General features: G+C 61.8%; 15 protein-coding genes, 1 tRNA gene and 2 pseudogenes. 10 read left to right on the plus strand and 8 right to left on the minus strand.

Annotation, left to right across the window (positions count from 1 at the left end):
• Positions 1–24: 24 nt before the first annotated feature.
• Positions 25–113 (minus strand) — tRNA-Leu (locus tag UNPA324_RS22775).
• 173 nt (positions 114–286) lie between these two features.
• Between UNPA324_RS22775 and UNPA324_RS22780 the strand changes: the two genes are divergently transcribed.
• Positions 287–697 carry a twin-arginine translocation pathway signal gene (locus UNPA324_RS22780; RefSeq protein ID WP_128920932.1) on the plus strand — a complete coding sequence of 137 codons (411 nt, stop codon included), beginning with the start codon at positions 287–289 and terminating at the stop codon, positions 695–697.
• A 25-nt stretch (positions 698–722) separates the two neighbouring features.
• On the opposite strand, the gene UNPA324_RS22785 is transcribed toward UNPA324_RS22780, so the two are convergent.
• Positions 723–1925: an FAD-dependent monooxygenase gene (locus tag UNPA324_RS22785; protein ID WP_128920933.1), complete on the minus strand. Its 1203-nt coding sequence runs from the start codon at positions 1923–1925 to the stop codon at positions 723–725.
• A 19-nt stretch (positions 1926–1944) separates the two neighbouring features.
• Positions 1945–2190, minus strand: a complete 246-nt coding sequence (locus UNPA324_RS22790; protein WP_007602543.1) for a zinc-finger domain-containing protein — start codon at positions 2188–2190, stop codon at positions 1945–1947.
• A gap of 307 nt (positions 2191–2497) precedes the next feature.
• Here UNPA324_RS22790 and UNPA324_RS22795 point away from each other — a divergent pair, with 307 nt between their 5' ends.
• Positions 2498–3634 carry a hypothetical protein gene (locus UNPA324_RS22795; RefSeq protein ID WP_128920934.1) on the plus strand — a complete coding sequence of 379 codons (1137 nt, stop codon included), beginning with the start codon at positions 2498–2500 and terminating at the stop codon, positions 3632–3634.
• A 37-nt stretch (positions 3635–3671) separates the two neighbouring features.
• The gene (locus UNPA324_RS22800; RefSeq protein ID WP_128920935.1) at positions 3672–4427 is read left to right on the plus strand and encodes an alpha/beta fold hydrolase; all 756 of its coding nucleotides are present in this window, start codon (positions 3672–3674) and stop codon (positions 4425–4427) included.
• A gap of 209 nt (positions 4428–4636) precedes the next feature.
• Here UNPA324_RS22800 and UNPA324_RS22805 read toward each other — a convergent pair whose 3' ends face one another.
• Complete coding sequence (locus UNPA324_RS22805; RefSeq protein ID WP_141936027.1) at positions 4637–4984, minus strand: ABC transporter substrate binding protein; 348 nt, start codon at positions 4982–4984, stop codon at positions 4637–4639.
• 336 nt (positions 4985–5320) lie between these two features.
• Here UNPA324_RS22805 and UNPA324_RS22810 point away from each other — a divergent pair, with 336 nt between their 5' ends.
• The 6 genes and pseudogenes from UNPA324_RS22810 (at position 5321) to UNPA324_RS35975 (ending at position 12321) form a co-directional block, all read left to right on the plus strand.
• Positions 5321–5506: a hypothetical protein gene (locus UNPA324_RS22810; RefSeq protein WP_141936028.1), complete on the plus strand. Its 186-nt coding sequence runs from the start codon at positions 5321–5323 to the stop codon at positions 5504–5506.
• A gap of 1010 nt (positions 5507–6516) precedes the next feature.
• Positions 6517–6642, plus strand: a pseudogene (locus UNPA324_RS36200) (double zinc ribbon domain-containing protein); the annotation flags it as partial.
• 75 nt (positions 6643–6717) lie between these two features.
• Entirely contained in the window at positions 6718–9885 is a 3168-nt protein-coding gene (locus UNPA324_RS22815) for an ATP-binding protein (protein ID WP_246667199.1), read from the plus strand.
• A gap of 153 nt (positions 9886–10038) precedes the next feature.
• Positions 10039–11070 (plus strand): annotated as a pseudogene (locus UNPA324_RS22820) (IS110 family RNA-guided transposase).
• A gap of 856 nt (positions 11071–11926) precedes the next feature.
• Entirely contained in the window at positions 11927–12160 is a 234-nt protein-coding gene (locus UNPA324_RS22825) for a DUF6894 family protein (protein ID WP_128916505.1), read from the plus strand.
• Between the two features lie 35 nt (positions 12161–12195).
• Positions 12196–12321 carry a hypothetical protein gene (locus UNPA324_RS35975; RefSeq protein WP_283810263.1) on the plus strand — a complete coding sequence of 42 codons (126 nt, stop codon included), beginning with the start codon at positions 12196–12198 and terminating at the stop codon, positions 12319–12321.
• A 352-nt stretch (positions 12322–12673) separates the two neighbouring features.
• Here the strand turns inward: UNPA324_RS35975 and UNPA324_RS22830 are convergent, their stop codons facing one another.
• The 4 genes from UNPA324_RS22830 to UNPA324_RS22845 form a co-directional block, all read right to left on the minus strand.
• Positions 12674–12997: a GcrA family cell cycle regulator gene (locus UNPA324_RS22830; protein WP_128916507.1), complete on the minus strand. Its 324-nt coding sequence runs from the start codon at positions 12995–12997 to the stop codon at positions 12674–12676.
• Between the two features lie 8 nt (positions 12998–13005).
• Entirely contained in the window at positions 13006–13221 is a 216-nt protein-coding gene (locus UNPA324_RS22835) for a hypothetical protein (RefSeq protein WP_128916508.1), read from the minus strand.
• A 148-nt stretch (positions 13222–13369) separates the two neighbouring features.
• Positions 13370–13681, minus strand: a complete 312-nt coding sequence (locus UNPA324_RS22840) for a hypothetical protein (protein WP_141936033.1) — start codon at positions 13679–13681, stop codon at positions 13370–13372.
• A 161-nt stretch (positions 13682–13842) separates the two neighbouring features.
• Positions 13843–14058, minus strand: coding sequence for a dodecin family protein (locus tag UNPA324_RS22845; protein WP_126255636.1), 216 nt, complete (start codon positions 14056–14058; stop codon positions 13843–13845).
• A 205-nt stretch (positions 14059–14263) separates the two neighbouring features.
• Between UNPA324_RS22845 and UNPA324_RS22850 the strand changes: the two genes are divergently transcribed.
• Positions 14264–14926, plus strand: a complete 663-nt coding sequence (locus UNPA324_RS22850) for a phytochelatin synthase family protein (protein WP_141936035.1) — start codon at positions 14264–14266, stop codon at positions 14924–14926.
• Positions 14927–15009 lie beyond the last annotated feature (83 nt).

The following is a 15009-nucleotide window of genomic DNA, read 5'->3' on the forward strand; positions in this document are numbered from 1 at the left end:
CGGCTGTGCAAACGTCAGATCTCGTGGTGCGGGCAGCCGGGGTCGAACCGGCACAGCGCTTGCGCACCGAGGGATTTTAAGTCCCTTGCGTCTACCAATTCCGCCATGCCCGCTTGATCCAACGAGATCAAACACTTAAGTCCATCTCCGGCCGTCTGGAATTGGTGTTTTGCGTCACCGGGGGACGGTTCTTCCTTAAGCGAGCCGGGCGCACAAGGCAAAGCCTCAATCCGGACATCTGGTGTTGCTTTAGGCATTCTCAATCCACGGGGACTATTCATCCGGCATGGCTGCTTCGTTTTCCTCTTCCCTGCGCGGCTTTGGCGCGCTCCTTGCGCTGCTTGCGGCCGCCGCCGCGCTGTCGGGCTGCGCCAGCATGAGCGAGACGGTCGCGCCGGCCTTTGCCGATCCCGCCAAATACGAATTGTACGACTGCAAGCAGCTGGAGGGTGAGCGCAAGGCGCTCGCCAAGCGCACTGACGACTTGCGGGCGCTGATGGAAAAGGCCGAGACCGGAGCCGGAGGCGCTGTCGTGTCGGAGCTCGCTTATCGCAACGACTACATCGCGGTGCGCGGGCAGGCACAACTGGCCGAGGACGCCTGGCGCCGCAACAGGTGCCGGGAAACTCCGCCAGAGGCGACGCCGCCCGCGGCCCCTGCCAAGCCCGCGTCGAAATCGGGAAGAGCATCCCGCTGAGGTGCCATGCCGGCCGTGCTTCGCATCAAGGCCGCCAGCCGTAGATCCAATCCTGCCGCGCCAGCATGCGGTCCGGGCCGAGCGCGCGGATGGCAAGATCGCGCGCGAGCGCGAGCGGCCCGCTGAAATGATAGATGCGGCCCTGTTGCCGCGCGGTCCGCTGCACCCGCCGCACCCGCGCCTCGCGCGCACGGCCGTATTGCTTCAGCGCCGCGGCGATGCCCGCGGCGCTCTCGGCGGTCTCGAGGCTCAGATGACGGGCGAGCACCGCAGCATCCTCGATCGCCATGCCGGCGCCCTGGGCTGCAAAAGGCAGCATCGCATGCACGGCGTCGCCGAGCAGGGCCATCGGCCCTTTGCTCCAGGGACAGCCGTCGGGCACGCCGAACAGCGCCCATTTCCGCCAGCTGTCGACCGGGGCGAGCAGCATCCGCGCCGACGGCGGCCAGCGCGGGGCGGCGAAAGCGTCCATCACCTCGCGGGAATCGCCGGGCGTGCTCCAGCCCGGCCTGTTCCAGGTGCCCGGCAGCACCGCGACCACGTTGATCTGGCGTCCGCCCGCGATCGGATAGGCGACCAGATGGGCGTTCGGGCCCATCCAGAGCTGCACCCGGCGCGCGGTGTAGTCCTTTGGCAGTTGCGTGGCATCGAGCGTGCCGCGCCAGGCGATCAGCCCGGAGAAGCGCGGCTGCACCTCGGGAAACAGATGCTGGCGCACCGTCGACCAGATGCCGTCGGCGCCGATCAGCGCGCTGGCGAGATCGCTGCGGCGGATCGTGCCGCTGCGATGGACCACCGTCAGTCCCTTGGCATGAGGCGCGACGCCTTCGAAGGTCGCGCCCAGCTTCAGGTCGATATCGGGATGATCGGCAACGGCGCCGGCCAGCGCCGATTGCAGGTCGGCGCGGTGCACCACCCAATAGGGGGCACCGGCCCGCAGCGAGGCGGCTTCGCCGAGCGGCATGCGCAGCAGCTCGCCGCCGGCCCGCGCGCTCATGATCGAGAGCGCCTCCGGGACGACGGCGCGCAGCTTGAGACGTTCGGTGAGCCCGAGCTCGACCAGCACGCGGCTGGCGTTGGGGGAGAGCTGCAGGCCGGCGCCGACTTCCTCGAGGCGTTCGGCCTTTTCCAGCACGACGATGCGGAATCCGCGGGCGGCGAGCGCAAGCGCGGCCGTCAGTCCACCGATGCCGGCACCGGCGATGACAATCGTTCGGGAGAGCGCCACCCCTGACCGATGGACGCGGTCAGGCCACCTTGTCCTTCAGGACGCATTCCGGCGGGCGGGCTTCGCCCGCCTTCAGGTCGGCCGCGAAGCGGTATAGCGTCGAGCAATAGGGGCAGATGATCTCGTTGTCGTTGCCGAGGTCGAGGAACACGTGCGGATGGTCGAACGGAGGGTTGGCGCCCACGCACATGAACTCTTGCGAGCCGATCTCGATGACGGGAACACCGGCATCGTTATGGAAGTGCGGGACGACATGGTCGGACATCGTAACTCATCCTGGAGTGGCAATGGCGGCAGACACAATCAAGAACTGACGCGGCATCTTTAAGGCGCCGCGGACCATACTGGCGGGTGCAGATGATTGCTAGTCCGGCGGAACCGAAAGCTCCGCAATCGCCCCATGCTCATTTGCTCATGCAAATTCGACACAATCTTGAGGCCTGAGAGAAGCCCTTCTTTCGTCGGGGACGTTGTGTCGCAATTTTGGCATACTATGTCTGTGGACGAGCGCAATTGCGGCGAAAGACGATCATCAGGCGCAAACGATCCCAAGGACCGCTAGGCTTTTCCACATGAAGTGGCTGCGAATCACCACAGCGTTGACCGGTATCGCGGCCTGCGGCTTCATGCTCGCGCAGGTAGCACCGCACGCCCGTGAGGCCGGCGCGATCCTCGCCGCCCAGGACGATCCGGCCGCGCTCTCCGAGCTCAAGCTCGATCAAGTGCTGCGGCAGAACGACGGCTTGGTTCAGGGCAACATCGAGGCCGCGCTCGCCGCAGGCGATGCCAACCTCGCCGACAGTTTCGTCGCGCTGGCGCGCGACCGCAACATCGCGCTTCCGGACGACCTCCTGAACCGCGTCAGCGATGCGGTCAAAGCCGAGAGCTCCACCTCCCATTTCGCCAAACGATTTGTCACCGGCCTCGTCACCGGCAATGCCGACGACGTGGCGAGCCTGTCGGGAACGGTGGCCGGTGATCTCTTCGTGATCGGCGACATCAGGGACGTCGTCCGCGAGGGCAAACATCTCGCAATGGGCGAGGGAACCGACCGCCTCGTGCTCGGGCTTGCGGCCGCCGGCCTCGCGGTGACGGCGGCAACCTACGTCTCCGTCGGTGGTGCCGCGCCGGTGCGCGCCGGACTGACGCTGGTGAAGGATGCGCGCAAGGTCGGGCGGCTCGGCGAGGGGCTCGCCGTCTGGGCCGGCCGTTCCGCGCGTGAGGTCGTCGACACGCCGATGCTGCAGAACGCCGTGGCCAAGGGCTCCGTGTTCCGCCCGGGCGAGACCGTCAGCGCGATCAAGGCTGCGTTCCGGGCCGAGAAGGCCGGCGCGCTGGTGCGGCTCGGCAAGGACGTCACACGCGTCGCCGAGAAGACCGGCACGCGCGGGGCGATGGATACGTTGCGCATCGCCGAAGGTCCGAAGGACGTCGCGCGCGCGGCGCGGCTTGCGGAAGCGCAAGGCGGCAAGACGCGCGCGATCATGAAGCTCTTGGGCCGGGGCGCGCTGCTGCTGATCGGCGGTGCGTTCGATCTGGCGATGTGGCTGTTCGGCGCGATGCTGACGCTGTTTGGTCTTCTTTCGTCCATCAAGGCGACCACCGAGCGCCTGACCCAGGCCTGGTGCGATCGCAAGAGGGCGCGGCGGCTTCGCCGGGCGCAGATCGCAGCTGAAGCTGCGCTGGCGAACTCCGCCGTCACGGCCTAAGATCAACCATTCCCCTCAAGACCTCACGGAACTGATGATGCCGAGCTTTCACAACGGCGCCGTTGAAATTGCCTATCTCGACGAAGGCGAGGGCGATCCGATCATCCTGGTGCACGGCTTTGCCTCGAGCAAGAACGTGAACTGGGTCTATCCGACTTGGGTTTCGGAGCTGCGCAAGAACGGCCGCCGCGTGATTGCGCTCGACAATCGCGGCCATGGCGACAGCGCGAAGCTCTACGAGCCCGCGCAATATTCTATACCCGTGATGGCCGGCGACGTGCTCGCGCTGATGGATCACCTCGCCATCCCCCAGGCCGACATCATGGGCTATTCGATGGGCGGGCGGATGGCGGCGTGGCTCTCCCTCAACGAGCCGCAGCGCTTGCGCTCGGCGATCCTCGGCGGCATCGGCATCGGCGGCCTGATCGAGGGCACCGGTCCCGGCGAGAACGTGGCGAAAGCGCTGGAGGCGCCCTCGCTGGATGACGTCAGCGATCCCGTGGGGCGCACCTTCCGTGCGTTCGCCGACCAGACCCGCTCCGATCATCGTGCGCTCGCCGCCTGCCTGCGCGGCACGCGCGATCTCATGACCAGGGACGAAGCCGCGCGCATCGACGTGCCGGTGCTGATCGCGGTCGGCTCCACCGACGACGTCGCCGGCTCCGCCAGCGCGCTCGGCGCGATCATCCCCGGCTCGGAAGTGCTCGACATTCCGAACCGCGACCACATGCGCGCAGTCGGCGACAAGGTCTACAAGACCGGCGTGCTGGATTTCCTGTCGCGCCGCGGCTGAGGCAGCGTTGTTTGAGGCGAGGGGGGTGCCTGATTATCCTGAAATGTCCCATCACGAGGGACATCCACCCCCTTCGCGATAACCGTCCACTCCTTCATGCACAGCGTTCTGGAGTCCGCTAAGGGCGCTGATGAGACGTCAGATCGCAGCGGGTACGTACGTCGGCAAGGGGCCAATTCCCGACTCATGCACCGCAGCAAACAGGCTCTCTATTCGATCACCTTGTCGGCTCGGGCGAGTAGCGTCGGCGGGACCTCGAGGCCGAGCACGTTCGCGGTCCTAAGATTGATCACCAACTCGAACTTGGTAGGCTGTTGCACCGGCAAATCACCTGGCTTTGCGCCATTGAAGATCTTCTCGACAAAGGCTGCGAGCTGAAAATAGAGGTCAGAATAATTTACCGCATAGGCGATCAGTCCCCCGGCTTCGACGAACTCGCGGGCTGGGAAGACGGCGGGCACACGATTGCGGGCCACCCATTCAACGATCTTTTGTTGATACATTTGGGTGAGACCGTCTGCCCCAACGACGAGGCCGTCAATGCGCTGTCGGACCACCAGTCACTGTTATGCCCGCCGTTGTTCTGCGTGGTGGTAGTGGTTGTGCACCCGGAGGTATTAGTCATTTCGCGCTGTAGTTGGATCTTATTCGCGCAGCAGCGCTCTTAGGTTGTTTGACGAAATTTTGCTGAAACAAAGCGCTGCTACAATATATCTTAGGTAACTAGCCCTGTTCTTTTTTGTGCCGACATTCCAAGTCAGCCAATCGCGCCATGCCGACGCTCAAACATAAGCTGTGAATGGGCTCACATCGGGCAGCGATCAACGGGCCAAGGTCATCCGAAAATTAGGTACTGGAAATTCTACGATCATTTTCAAACGACGGGGGCAACCATGCCCGCCATATTCGACCTGCTCTATCGCGAATACTGCCGCGCCCGCCTCGCTGAAATGCGGAAACAGCTTCTGATCGTGGGACAAGATCCTGAAGGCCTACAGGCCGATTGTGATCGTGCTGATCAGGGAAGCGTTGGCAGAACAGACACGCAGTACGAAATCAGCCACGGCGCGTCGAATTGAAGCGGCCGCGGCCGCAATAACGCACAAGCGGCGATGCTCGGGCACCCATTTTGCGTACGAACTAAGATTGTAACTGCGCAGTACTTCATCTCGGTTGTGAGGGCTCAATTCATGACGAAAAACTTTTCGAAGCGCATTGTGATCGATGTGCTTGTAGTCGCCATATCTTTGATGACAATCACGATCGCAGCGGTATCGTTGGGCGAGCCCATTGTTGCAGGGATTGCTGCTTCTATTCCCGGCCCATTCCATCTTGCGACGGAAAGGACACTTGCAGGTGCCGGGCCGACCAAACCGAAGCTCGCCCGCGCGCCAACAGGTTGTCGGCTTCGATCTGCTCCTCTGCAATGGAACGTGGATTGGCTTTTCGGGCCGCCTGCAGCTCCCTTACGATGAATCCCCGCCCAGGGCCGCCGACCGCTGCCTTGAGGCTTAACGGAAAGGGCAAGCCGACGATTTGCTCGCGTTCGCCGCGCCGGGATCGATCTCGACTCTGTCGAAGATGCCTGTGAAGTAGCTTACATCCCTTCGCTCGTGGCGCGCGCTAATGTGACGAAAGGTTCTCGCCTTGACGGAGGCCTCCAATGCTCGCAGCAATCCAAATGGAACTCCCGACATAGTGCTCGCGAATGGGTAACGATGGCTGTGGCGCTTGTCGTCCGCACACGGGCAACCCGGCAGAACGGCGAAAGGAAGCAAAGACAGCCCCTCTGGAAGCATTTCGACGACACTCATCATTGGGACTCAACCGCGGAGGAATGGGTCCCCAACCCAGACCGAGGGACTTCCTAAATACCTGCGTACGACGGGGTATTGGGCAGAGCGATGGAATTTCTGTCAGCAAGACTGGCGGAAATCCAATCGACGAGTCCAACGATTGGGGACCGACTGCTTGCCCGTCCGATCGGACGAGTGGCTTACCCTGCTGACGAAGAGAAGCGTTGGAAAGCGTGTACTGAAGAGTCGCCCTGGACCGAACTCATGTCGGTCGAAATTCGATTGGGTGCGGCATGGATTGTCCGAATTGCGGCAGAGTCGAGCCAGAGGGAACGAAGGTCTGCGGCGATTGCGGCGCGCCGCTATTCTTTCGCTGCCCCGCGTGCGGGGGCGATAATCCGACAGGCAAGAACTTCTGTGGCGACTGCGGTGCCGCGCTCACGCCGACAGTACCGCCGCAAGTGACAGCGGGGGCCGGCGCATCGAGGTCCATCGTGGCACGGGGCACGGAGCGCTCAGGCTTGTTAGCCGCACCAAGTTCTTCCGCCGAGCGCCGTCAGCTCACGGTGATGTTCTGCGACCTCGTCGACTCGACGGCACTTGCGACAAAGCTCGATCCGGAAGATCTACGAGATATAATTGCTGAGTACCGCGACAGCGTAGCGGCGGTCGTCCGCAAGTACGGTGGCACCGTCAGCCGCTACATCGGCGACGGCATGCTCATCCTGTTCGGCCATCCTTCAGCGCATGAGGACGATGCCGAACGCGCAGTGCGCGCTGCGCTTGAGATCGCCGCGACCAGGCACGCGTCGGGAGCCCCACCCGAGCTCGAGCTGCGGGTTCGCCTTGGGCTCGCGACTGGTCTCGTCGTCGTAGGTGATCTTATCGGCAGCGAAGCGGCGGAGGCGCAGGCGGTCCTTGGCGAGACACCGAACCTTGCCGCACGACTGCAAACGCTCGCCGAACCGGATGGGGTAGTCATCGCTGAGGACACGCGGCGGCTCATCGGCGGGCTCTTTGACTACGAGAATCTCGGCGCGGCGACGCTAAAGGGCTTCGCCGCACCGGTGCAAGCCTGGCGGGTACTTCATGAGGGAACAGTGGAAAGCCGCTTCGAAGCGTTGCACCCTTCAGTCCTCGCCCCGCTGATTGGGCGTGAAGAAGAACTCGCGCGGCTGGAGGGAAGCTGGCACGGTGCGCGGGCGGGTACCGGTCAAGTCATACTGCTCGTCGGCGAGGCTGGGATCGGCAAGTCGCGCCTCGTGGCGGCTCTTCAGGAGCGTATCGACCGGGAGCCGCGCACCTGCTTGCGCTACTTCTGCTCTCCTCATCATCAGGAAAGCGCGCTTTACCCCTTCACCGCACAACTCCAGCGAGCGGCTGGCTTCGATCGTGAGGACACACCGAGGGCGAAGCTCGACAAACTTCGAGCGCTCCTGTCACCTGCATTGCCGCCCGATGAAGACGTGACGATCCTGGCCGAGTTGCTGTCGATCCCGAACGATAATCTGTACCCGCCAGTTACGAGTACGCCGCAACAAAAGAAGGAGAGAATCTTCGCCGCTCTGGTTCGCCAGCTTGAAGCTCTCGCGCAAAGACGTCCAATCATGATCGTGTTCGAGGACATGCAATGGATCGATCCAAGCTCGCGCGAGCTGCTGGACCGAACCGTCGATCGCGTAGCAAGCCTACCGGTTTTGGTCTTGATCACCTACCGCCCCGAGTTCCAGTTAGTATGGACCGGAAAGTCGCATGTCAGCTTGCTCACGCTGAGCCGGCTTGACCAGAAAGCGGGCGCTGCGCTGATCCGGAGCGTGGCAGGCGGCCGGACGCTGCCGACCGAAATCGTCAATGAAATTGCTGAACGAACGGATGGTGTGCCGCTGTTCGTTGAGGAGTTGACCAAAGCGGTGCTCGAAACAAGCCCCGAGGGTATTGCGCGAGCGATCTCCTTCGCGCCGCTGCCCGGACTTGCCGTACCGGCCACGCTACATGCTTCGTTGATGGCGCGGCTCGACCGGATTGGTCCGATAGCCAAGGAGGTGGCGCAAATCGGCGCGGCTATTGGCCGCGAGTTCTCCTACGACCTGCTAGCCTCGGTCGCACAGCGGTGCGACAACGAGTTGCGGGCGGCGCTCGGTCGGCTGATCAGCACCGGCCTCGTGTTTGGGAGTGGCGAGCCGCCCGACGCCAATTTCTTGTTCAAACACGCACTGGTCCAGGATGCGGCATACGGCACACTGTTGCGCAGCCAACGTCGCGAGCTGCACGCGCGGATCGCTGGCGCGCTCGAGGAGAGGCTCGCCAGGGGCATCCAAGAGCAGCCGGAAATCCTCGCCCATCACTGTGGGCATGCGGGCCTGGCCGAAAAGGCGGTTTCCTATTGGCGGGAGGCTGGTGAGCGTTCAAAGGCTCGATCGGCAATGACCGAAGCAATCGCGCAGATGCGAAAGGCGCTCGATCTGCTATCCCATCTGCCGGACACCTCCGGGCGCCAGCGCACCGAAACTGAACTTCAACTCGCGCTCGGCGGTGCACTGATCGCCGCGAAGGGCCATGCGGCCGAAGAGACTGGCAGGGCCTACGCCCGGGCGCGTTGCCTCTGCGAGGCACTGAACGACACTCCGAACCTGCTCAAGGCACTCTGGGGCGAGTTCGTGCATTATCACGTTCGTGGTGAAACGGACCGATCGCATCGCATCGCCGAGAATCTGCTCGATTTGGCCGGACGACAGAACGATGCGGCCATTCTTGTCGCCGGTCATCGGGCAGTCGGCGATAGCTGGCTTCATCGCGGACAATTGGCCTTGGCGCGCGCCCATCTCGAGCGGGGACTCGCCCTGTATGATCCGGCGCAGCAACGCTCTCTGACGGCCCTGTTCGCAGAAAACGCCCGCGTGGCGATGCTTTCGTTCCTGTCGCTGACGTGTGGCCTGCTTGGCTTCGCCGATCAGGCGCGCGTGCAGAGCAGTGACGCCCTGGCAGAGGCGCGCGATTCGTCGCACCCGATCAGCCTCGCATTTGCGCTGAGCGTCGCGTGCCGATTGCATTTCGTGCTCGATGATGCGGGCATGGTTGGGCGACGGGCGGAGGAGCTAGTTGCGCTCACCACCGAGCAGGGCTTTGCCTTCTTTCTCGCGATGGGGACGGCATATCGCGGCTGGACGCTGGCCGAGGCCGGCGACGCCGAAGCCGGGGTGGACTTACTGCGGCGCGGTATCGAGGGATTCCAGGCCTCCGGCGCAGCGTGGACTCTTCCATTCTACCTCGCGCAGCTCGCGGCAGCCGAGGCAAAGAGAGCACGATTTGAAACCGGGCTCGGCCAACTCTCCGACGCCTTGGCACTAACCCAGAAATTGGGGGTGCGGTGGTTCGAGGCCGAGCTGCACCGGCGACGAGGCGAGTTGATGCTGACGGCTCGGCCGGGCGCCGAGGTCGAGGCGGAGGCCGAATTTCGCCACGCCATCGCGATTGCTCGCCAACAGGAGGCGAGACTCTGGGAGCTTCGCTCTGCCGTCGCTCTCGCCCGGCTCTGGCGCCGTCAGGGCAAGGATGATGAAGCACGCGATCTTCTTGCGTCGGTCTACGGTTGGTTCGACGAGGGCTTCGATATCCGCGACTTGAAGGAAGGCAAGGCACTGTTAGAAGAACTCTGCACTTAGAACCACATCAATCGGCCGGAGCAGGCGACAAGTGGTGGGTCAAGAGCGAAAACTGGGCGTCCGCTTCTGATGCTGTGGACGGCTCCTCCACCGGCACGAGAGTGCCAAGGAGTGGGTGCCGTTTTGAGGCTCCACGATTCGGAGGAGCAGCCTATGCAGTCAATTTCGACGATTGGTCTTGATATTGCGAAGTCGGTCTTCCAAGTGCATGGCGTTGATGCAGCCGGCCAGGTGATCGTACGCCGTCAGTTGAGGCGCCGCCACGTCTTGGCGTTTTTCCAGAAGTTGCCGCCATGCCTGGTGGGAATCGAGGCTTGCCCATCATCGCACTATTGGTCGCGCGAGCTGCAGGCGTTGGGGCACACGGTTCGATTGATGCCTCCGGCCTATGTGAAGCCCTACGTCAAGCGGCAGAAGAACGACGCGATGGACGCTGAGGCGATCTGTGAAGCGGTCACGCGACCCAACATGCGATTTGTGCCGACCAAGACAGTCGAGCAGCAGAGCTGCCTGATGCTGCATCGAGCGCGCCATCTTTTCATCCGTCAACAGACAGCAGTGATCAACTCGATCCGTGCCTATCTTGCCGAGTTCGGGATCGTTGCCCCTGTCGGGCGCCGAGGTGTCGAGCAATTGCTGGAAGTTGTCGCTGATCCAGCCGATGGTCGTCTGCCCGAGGTGGCCCGAGCATGTCTTACTGCCCTCGGTGGTCAATTGCGCGCCCCTAAAGGTCAGATCCTTGAGTTTGACCGCCGCATCATCGCCTGGCATCGATCAAATGCGACGAGCAAACAGCTGGACGCGATCCCTGGCGTCGGTCCGGCGCTGGCAACAGCGCTGGTCGCCAGCATTGCCGATCCCAAAGCCTTCCGATCCGGGCGGGACTTCTCGGCCTGGGTTGGTCTCGTGCCAAAGCAGAGCTCGAGCGGGGGCAAAGACAAGCTTGGCAGCATCAGCAAGCAGGGCGATCGCTATTTGCGTAGCCTGTTCACTGCTGGCGCGCTCGCCGTAATCCGCTACGCCAAGATCCATGGCACGGGGCATCGGCCATGACTCACGCGATTGTTGGCCCGGCGGCCCACCAAGGTCGCGGCCATCGCGCTTGCCAACAAGCTCGCCAGGATGGCTTGGGCGATGATGGCGAGGAACGAACGCTACCAGGAGCCGGCCGCGCTGGCGGCCTAAACGAGATCGCGTCGACATCGCCGGCGTGACGTAACGGTTGGGAGGGCGAACAGCACGTAATGCAGTGCCGGTCGATCCGGCGATCAGGACAACCCACATGGGCCACAGCATCATCGAATGCGTGCTTTTGACCGGGACCTGATCCGCGGAGGGCATTATGGCCAGCGGTCACGTGAACCGCGCTAACAGGCCGAACACATGGCTGCTCCGACCAATACTGCGACGTGAAGATTCTCCTTGCCAACCCGGAGCCGTCCACACATGGCCCTTAGCCGAACCACGGTGGTGCGGCTGTGCTGTCGGTTATCGAGAGTAGAGCGGACGAGCCCGCTCGCGCCGACCGCCGCTTGTGACCCAGAGCGGTCCTGGGAGTCTTGTTCGATCAGACCTTGCTTTAGTAGAGGCTCTGGCGAGCTTTAATATCGTGGTGAAACAATGCAGCTATCCTTCTGGCGCTTGAAAGGACCCGATAACGGCGACGAGAGGCGCGGGATCGATCAAGGTCAAAGTTGAGGAATCGCTGCTTCGCGGACGGACGATTCGTGGCATTGTGTGAGCTGCTCTGCAAACTTGAAAGCTTCGAGATCATGCTGGCCTCCTGAGCTAAGCTGCTAGGCGCGGTCAACGCTTTGATTCTCATATCGCAAGAAGCCTCTTTGCGAAATTCCGGTGGGTTGCTTAAGGACATTTGCGAGTGACAGCGTCGGTCGGACGGCTTTGCGCAACTGGAAACACGATTGAGCAGCCCCCCTTCGGCTTTTTCCGTATATCCCCTTAGGGTATCGACCTGAATGTTCTGATGTTTCTTCTCCTGCTATTGGGTGACCATGCGCTCGGCTGATGTAGGAGTCGGAATATGACGGAGGTCTATTTCCATTACTCCAATGCGCGCGGCTTGTTGATTGATCCAGGCGGCACTGTCGTGGACGACTTGGTGGAGGCATGCGAGCGCGCGGATCGTGTGGTGCGGTCGCTCATCATGACAGCGAGCGCGGAAGATTGGCGCGGTTGGGTCCTCCACGTTACCGATAATGACGGCGATCAAATCTTTGACGTGCCGTTCGTAACAGTGCTCGGCAAACCGCACTAAGCGTCTACGGGTGCCACTTCAGCGAGGCGTAATTCATGTTGGACGCTGCAACTCTGCGCGAAGATCTTGCCGTTATGGAAAAGCAAATTCAGTTCAATCCGAACGACAACGATCTTGTCAACAGATACCTGACATATGCTCGCAAGGTTCGTGAAATTTAATATCGCGAGAACGGTTATGTCACTGCACGGAATCAGTCAACTCAAGGACGCGAGTTTGGAAAATCGTTTGCTTAGACCTCATTATCATAGCTGTCGCGGCGCTCGCCGTAGTGATCCCGCCAAGCCGTCGCTTTGCTGTTCTCGAGTCCGGAATTGGCCCGTGCCAGACCTCAGCCCGGAGCACCGCGAGGTCCGCTTACTGAAGGTGATCTGAACAAGGCGATGCGGCGAGCTAAGGCAGCCTTTGACCCACAGCGGACATTCGAACCAGACGAACAAGGTGCACGCCTCCGAAACCGACGAGCCGAGACAGACAACTGACTGCAGCGCAACAGGTGTTCGCGGTGAACTCTTAGCCAGTATTTTTGACCGCCTCAGCCAGAATCTCGTAAAGCTGCTGCTTGCTGAGCTTGGGCTGCCGCTTCTCAGGTGCGTTCGGCGACACCTTCTTTACGGCTGGACGGACGCAAGCTGCCGACGTTGGCCTGAGCTTCGGGGATGGCCTTATCTTGGGCCTTGCCGTGGGCGGCTTGTGGCCTCGCTTCAGCCCCTGACGGGTAAGCATCCCGCAGACCGCGTTACGACTGCATCCGAGCCGACGCGCTATCTGCGCCGCGCTCTGTCCTGCAGACCAGAGCCTGGTGAGGAGCCCTATGTCTTTCGCATCCCAGCTCATGGGGAATATTATAGCGCCGATTTCCGAACACGCGTCAATCTGTCTTCGTCCGGCTCCCGCACGACCGCCGGTTCGTCGGCGTCATCTTCCCCTTCGTCGTCTTCGTCCTCCTCATCTTCTTCCTCTTCATCAGGATCTCTTGGCGGCTTCGCGGTGCCTATAAGTACGAGCGGTGTCCAGCAGATCGCCGGGATGGAAAATGCTTCGAAGGCATGTTGCTTCATGTCGTTGCTGCTCCTCGAAAAGCCCTCGCGGTCGGATGTTCCTGAGCGGCGACACGCGTAGGTTCAGGGCGCGATTGTAGCAAACGCGAGGGTGGACATCAGCTCGATGACATGAGCAAGGGCAGCACCCGCCATGGAACTGGCGACGCTACTTTATGCCGGAAGATCCATCAGGCTCTATGTCCACCAAAACTTCGCCGCTGGTTATTTCGGGGACCCCAAGATCGAGGTCATGCAGACTTGCCTGAACAAACGCCAGTATCTTGGCGTTCGCTGCGTTGGCGCTCTCGCGGTCATCGAATATCATCACGGCGATACCGACGCCGTCGCACGCATCCAGCACATGGTAAGATCTAAATCCCTGCGATTGCCTCAGGATCTCACCGACGCCGCTCTTGGCGCGACGAGCGACGTCCGCTACCGAACGAACCTTCGTGTACTTGCGAATGACCATGTACATGGGGCCACCACGCGCCATGCGCTCCCTCGCATCAGAGCATATCGGTCTCGGTCGGACTAGTGCCAACTTCCGGGATAGGCCATGGCGCCCGGTTGGTCGGTCCGTGCAACGCACTTTTTCCAATGAGCCATCCTCGCCCGCAAGGGCGAGGTGCTTGAGACTCAGGTGCCCTCAAACTTGAACGACACGTTGAGCTTGGCGCGATAGGCCTCGACTTTTCCTTTGTCATCCAGTTGCATATCGAGCTTGACGACCTCTGCAATGCGAAGATCTCGGAGAGATTTAGCGGCTTGCTCGACCGCATTGGCAGCCGCCTTCTCCCACGAGTCGGTGCTGGTGCCGATAAGTTCAATGACCTTGTAGACGCTATCGGGCATGTCGTCCTCCTATTCGGTAGGGGCCGGAAATCTAGCATCTGGATCCCGACACCGATACGTGTCGGAGGGATGCTGCCGAAAAGGGTCCGATAGGCTGCCACTTTTCCTGTTGATCGACGCGCACATGGAATCTGCTTCCTGCCAGTTGGCTTCTGAATATAACTTTGCCGGCCGATATCGTCATTGCTACCAAAGGTTTTGACCCATGAAGCGATGGCACCGCGTCAGCATCAGCAGCTTGGTTATCGCCGTGGGCCTGGTGTGTGCCGGGGCCCTGGTGGTCAGTCGATCGCACGTTCCAGCAGAAGCCATAGCTTCATCGGTAACGCGTACTCCCGAGCTTGTAGAGCGTGCGTGGCACCTGCCCGTGGCAGCCACGTTCCAAAGACACGTTGATTGGCAGTCAAATGGCTCTCGCTGCGGACCTGCCGCTGTCGCGAATGCATACCGCTCCCTTGGCGAGGCGGCGAGCACGGAGGGCAAGGTCGTGGCCGACACCTGGAGCTGCTGGACAGGCGTATGCATAATGGGTCTCACGCTTGACGAGCTGGCCAAGGTCGCCCAGTCCCACACCAGCCGGAAAGTTACGGTCCTGCGCGATCTCGGCGAGACCCAGTTTCTGGAGCATCTCCACCGCTCCAACGATCCGGGGCGACGCTACATCGTGAATTTTGATCGCGCTCAAATTTTTGGTGCTGGGAGTGGACACCATTCCCCAATTGGGGGCTATTTGGAAGCCGAGGACCTCGTTTTCGTACTCGATGTGAATTTCGATTTCCAGCCATGGCTCGTCGAGCGGAAGCGGCTGTTCGACGCCACAAATACGTTCGACGGCGATAAGAAGCGGGGGCTGCTGTTGATAGAATAATATCCCGGATGTCACCTCTTGGCCCTCACCTGAACAGCGAACGGGCTGCGGCCATGTCGGTCGTCAGTGGGAGACCGGACCTT

This window comes from Bradyrhizobium sp. UNPA324 (assembly GCF_006658635.1).
Lineage (GTDB): Bacteria > Pseudomonadota > Alphaproteobacteria > Rhizobiales > Xanthobacteraceae > Bradyrhizobium > Bradyrhizobium nanningense.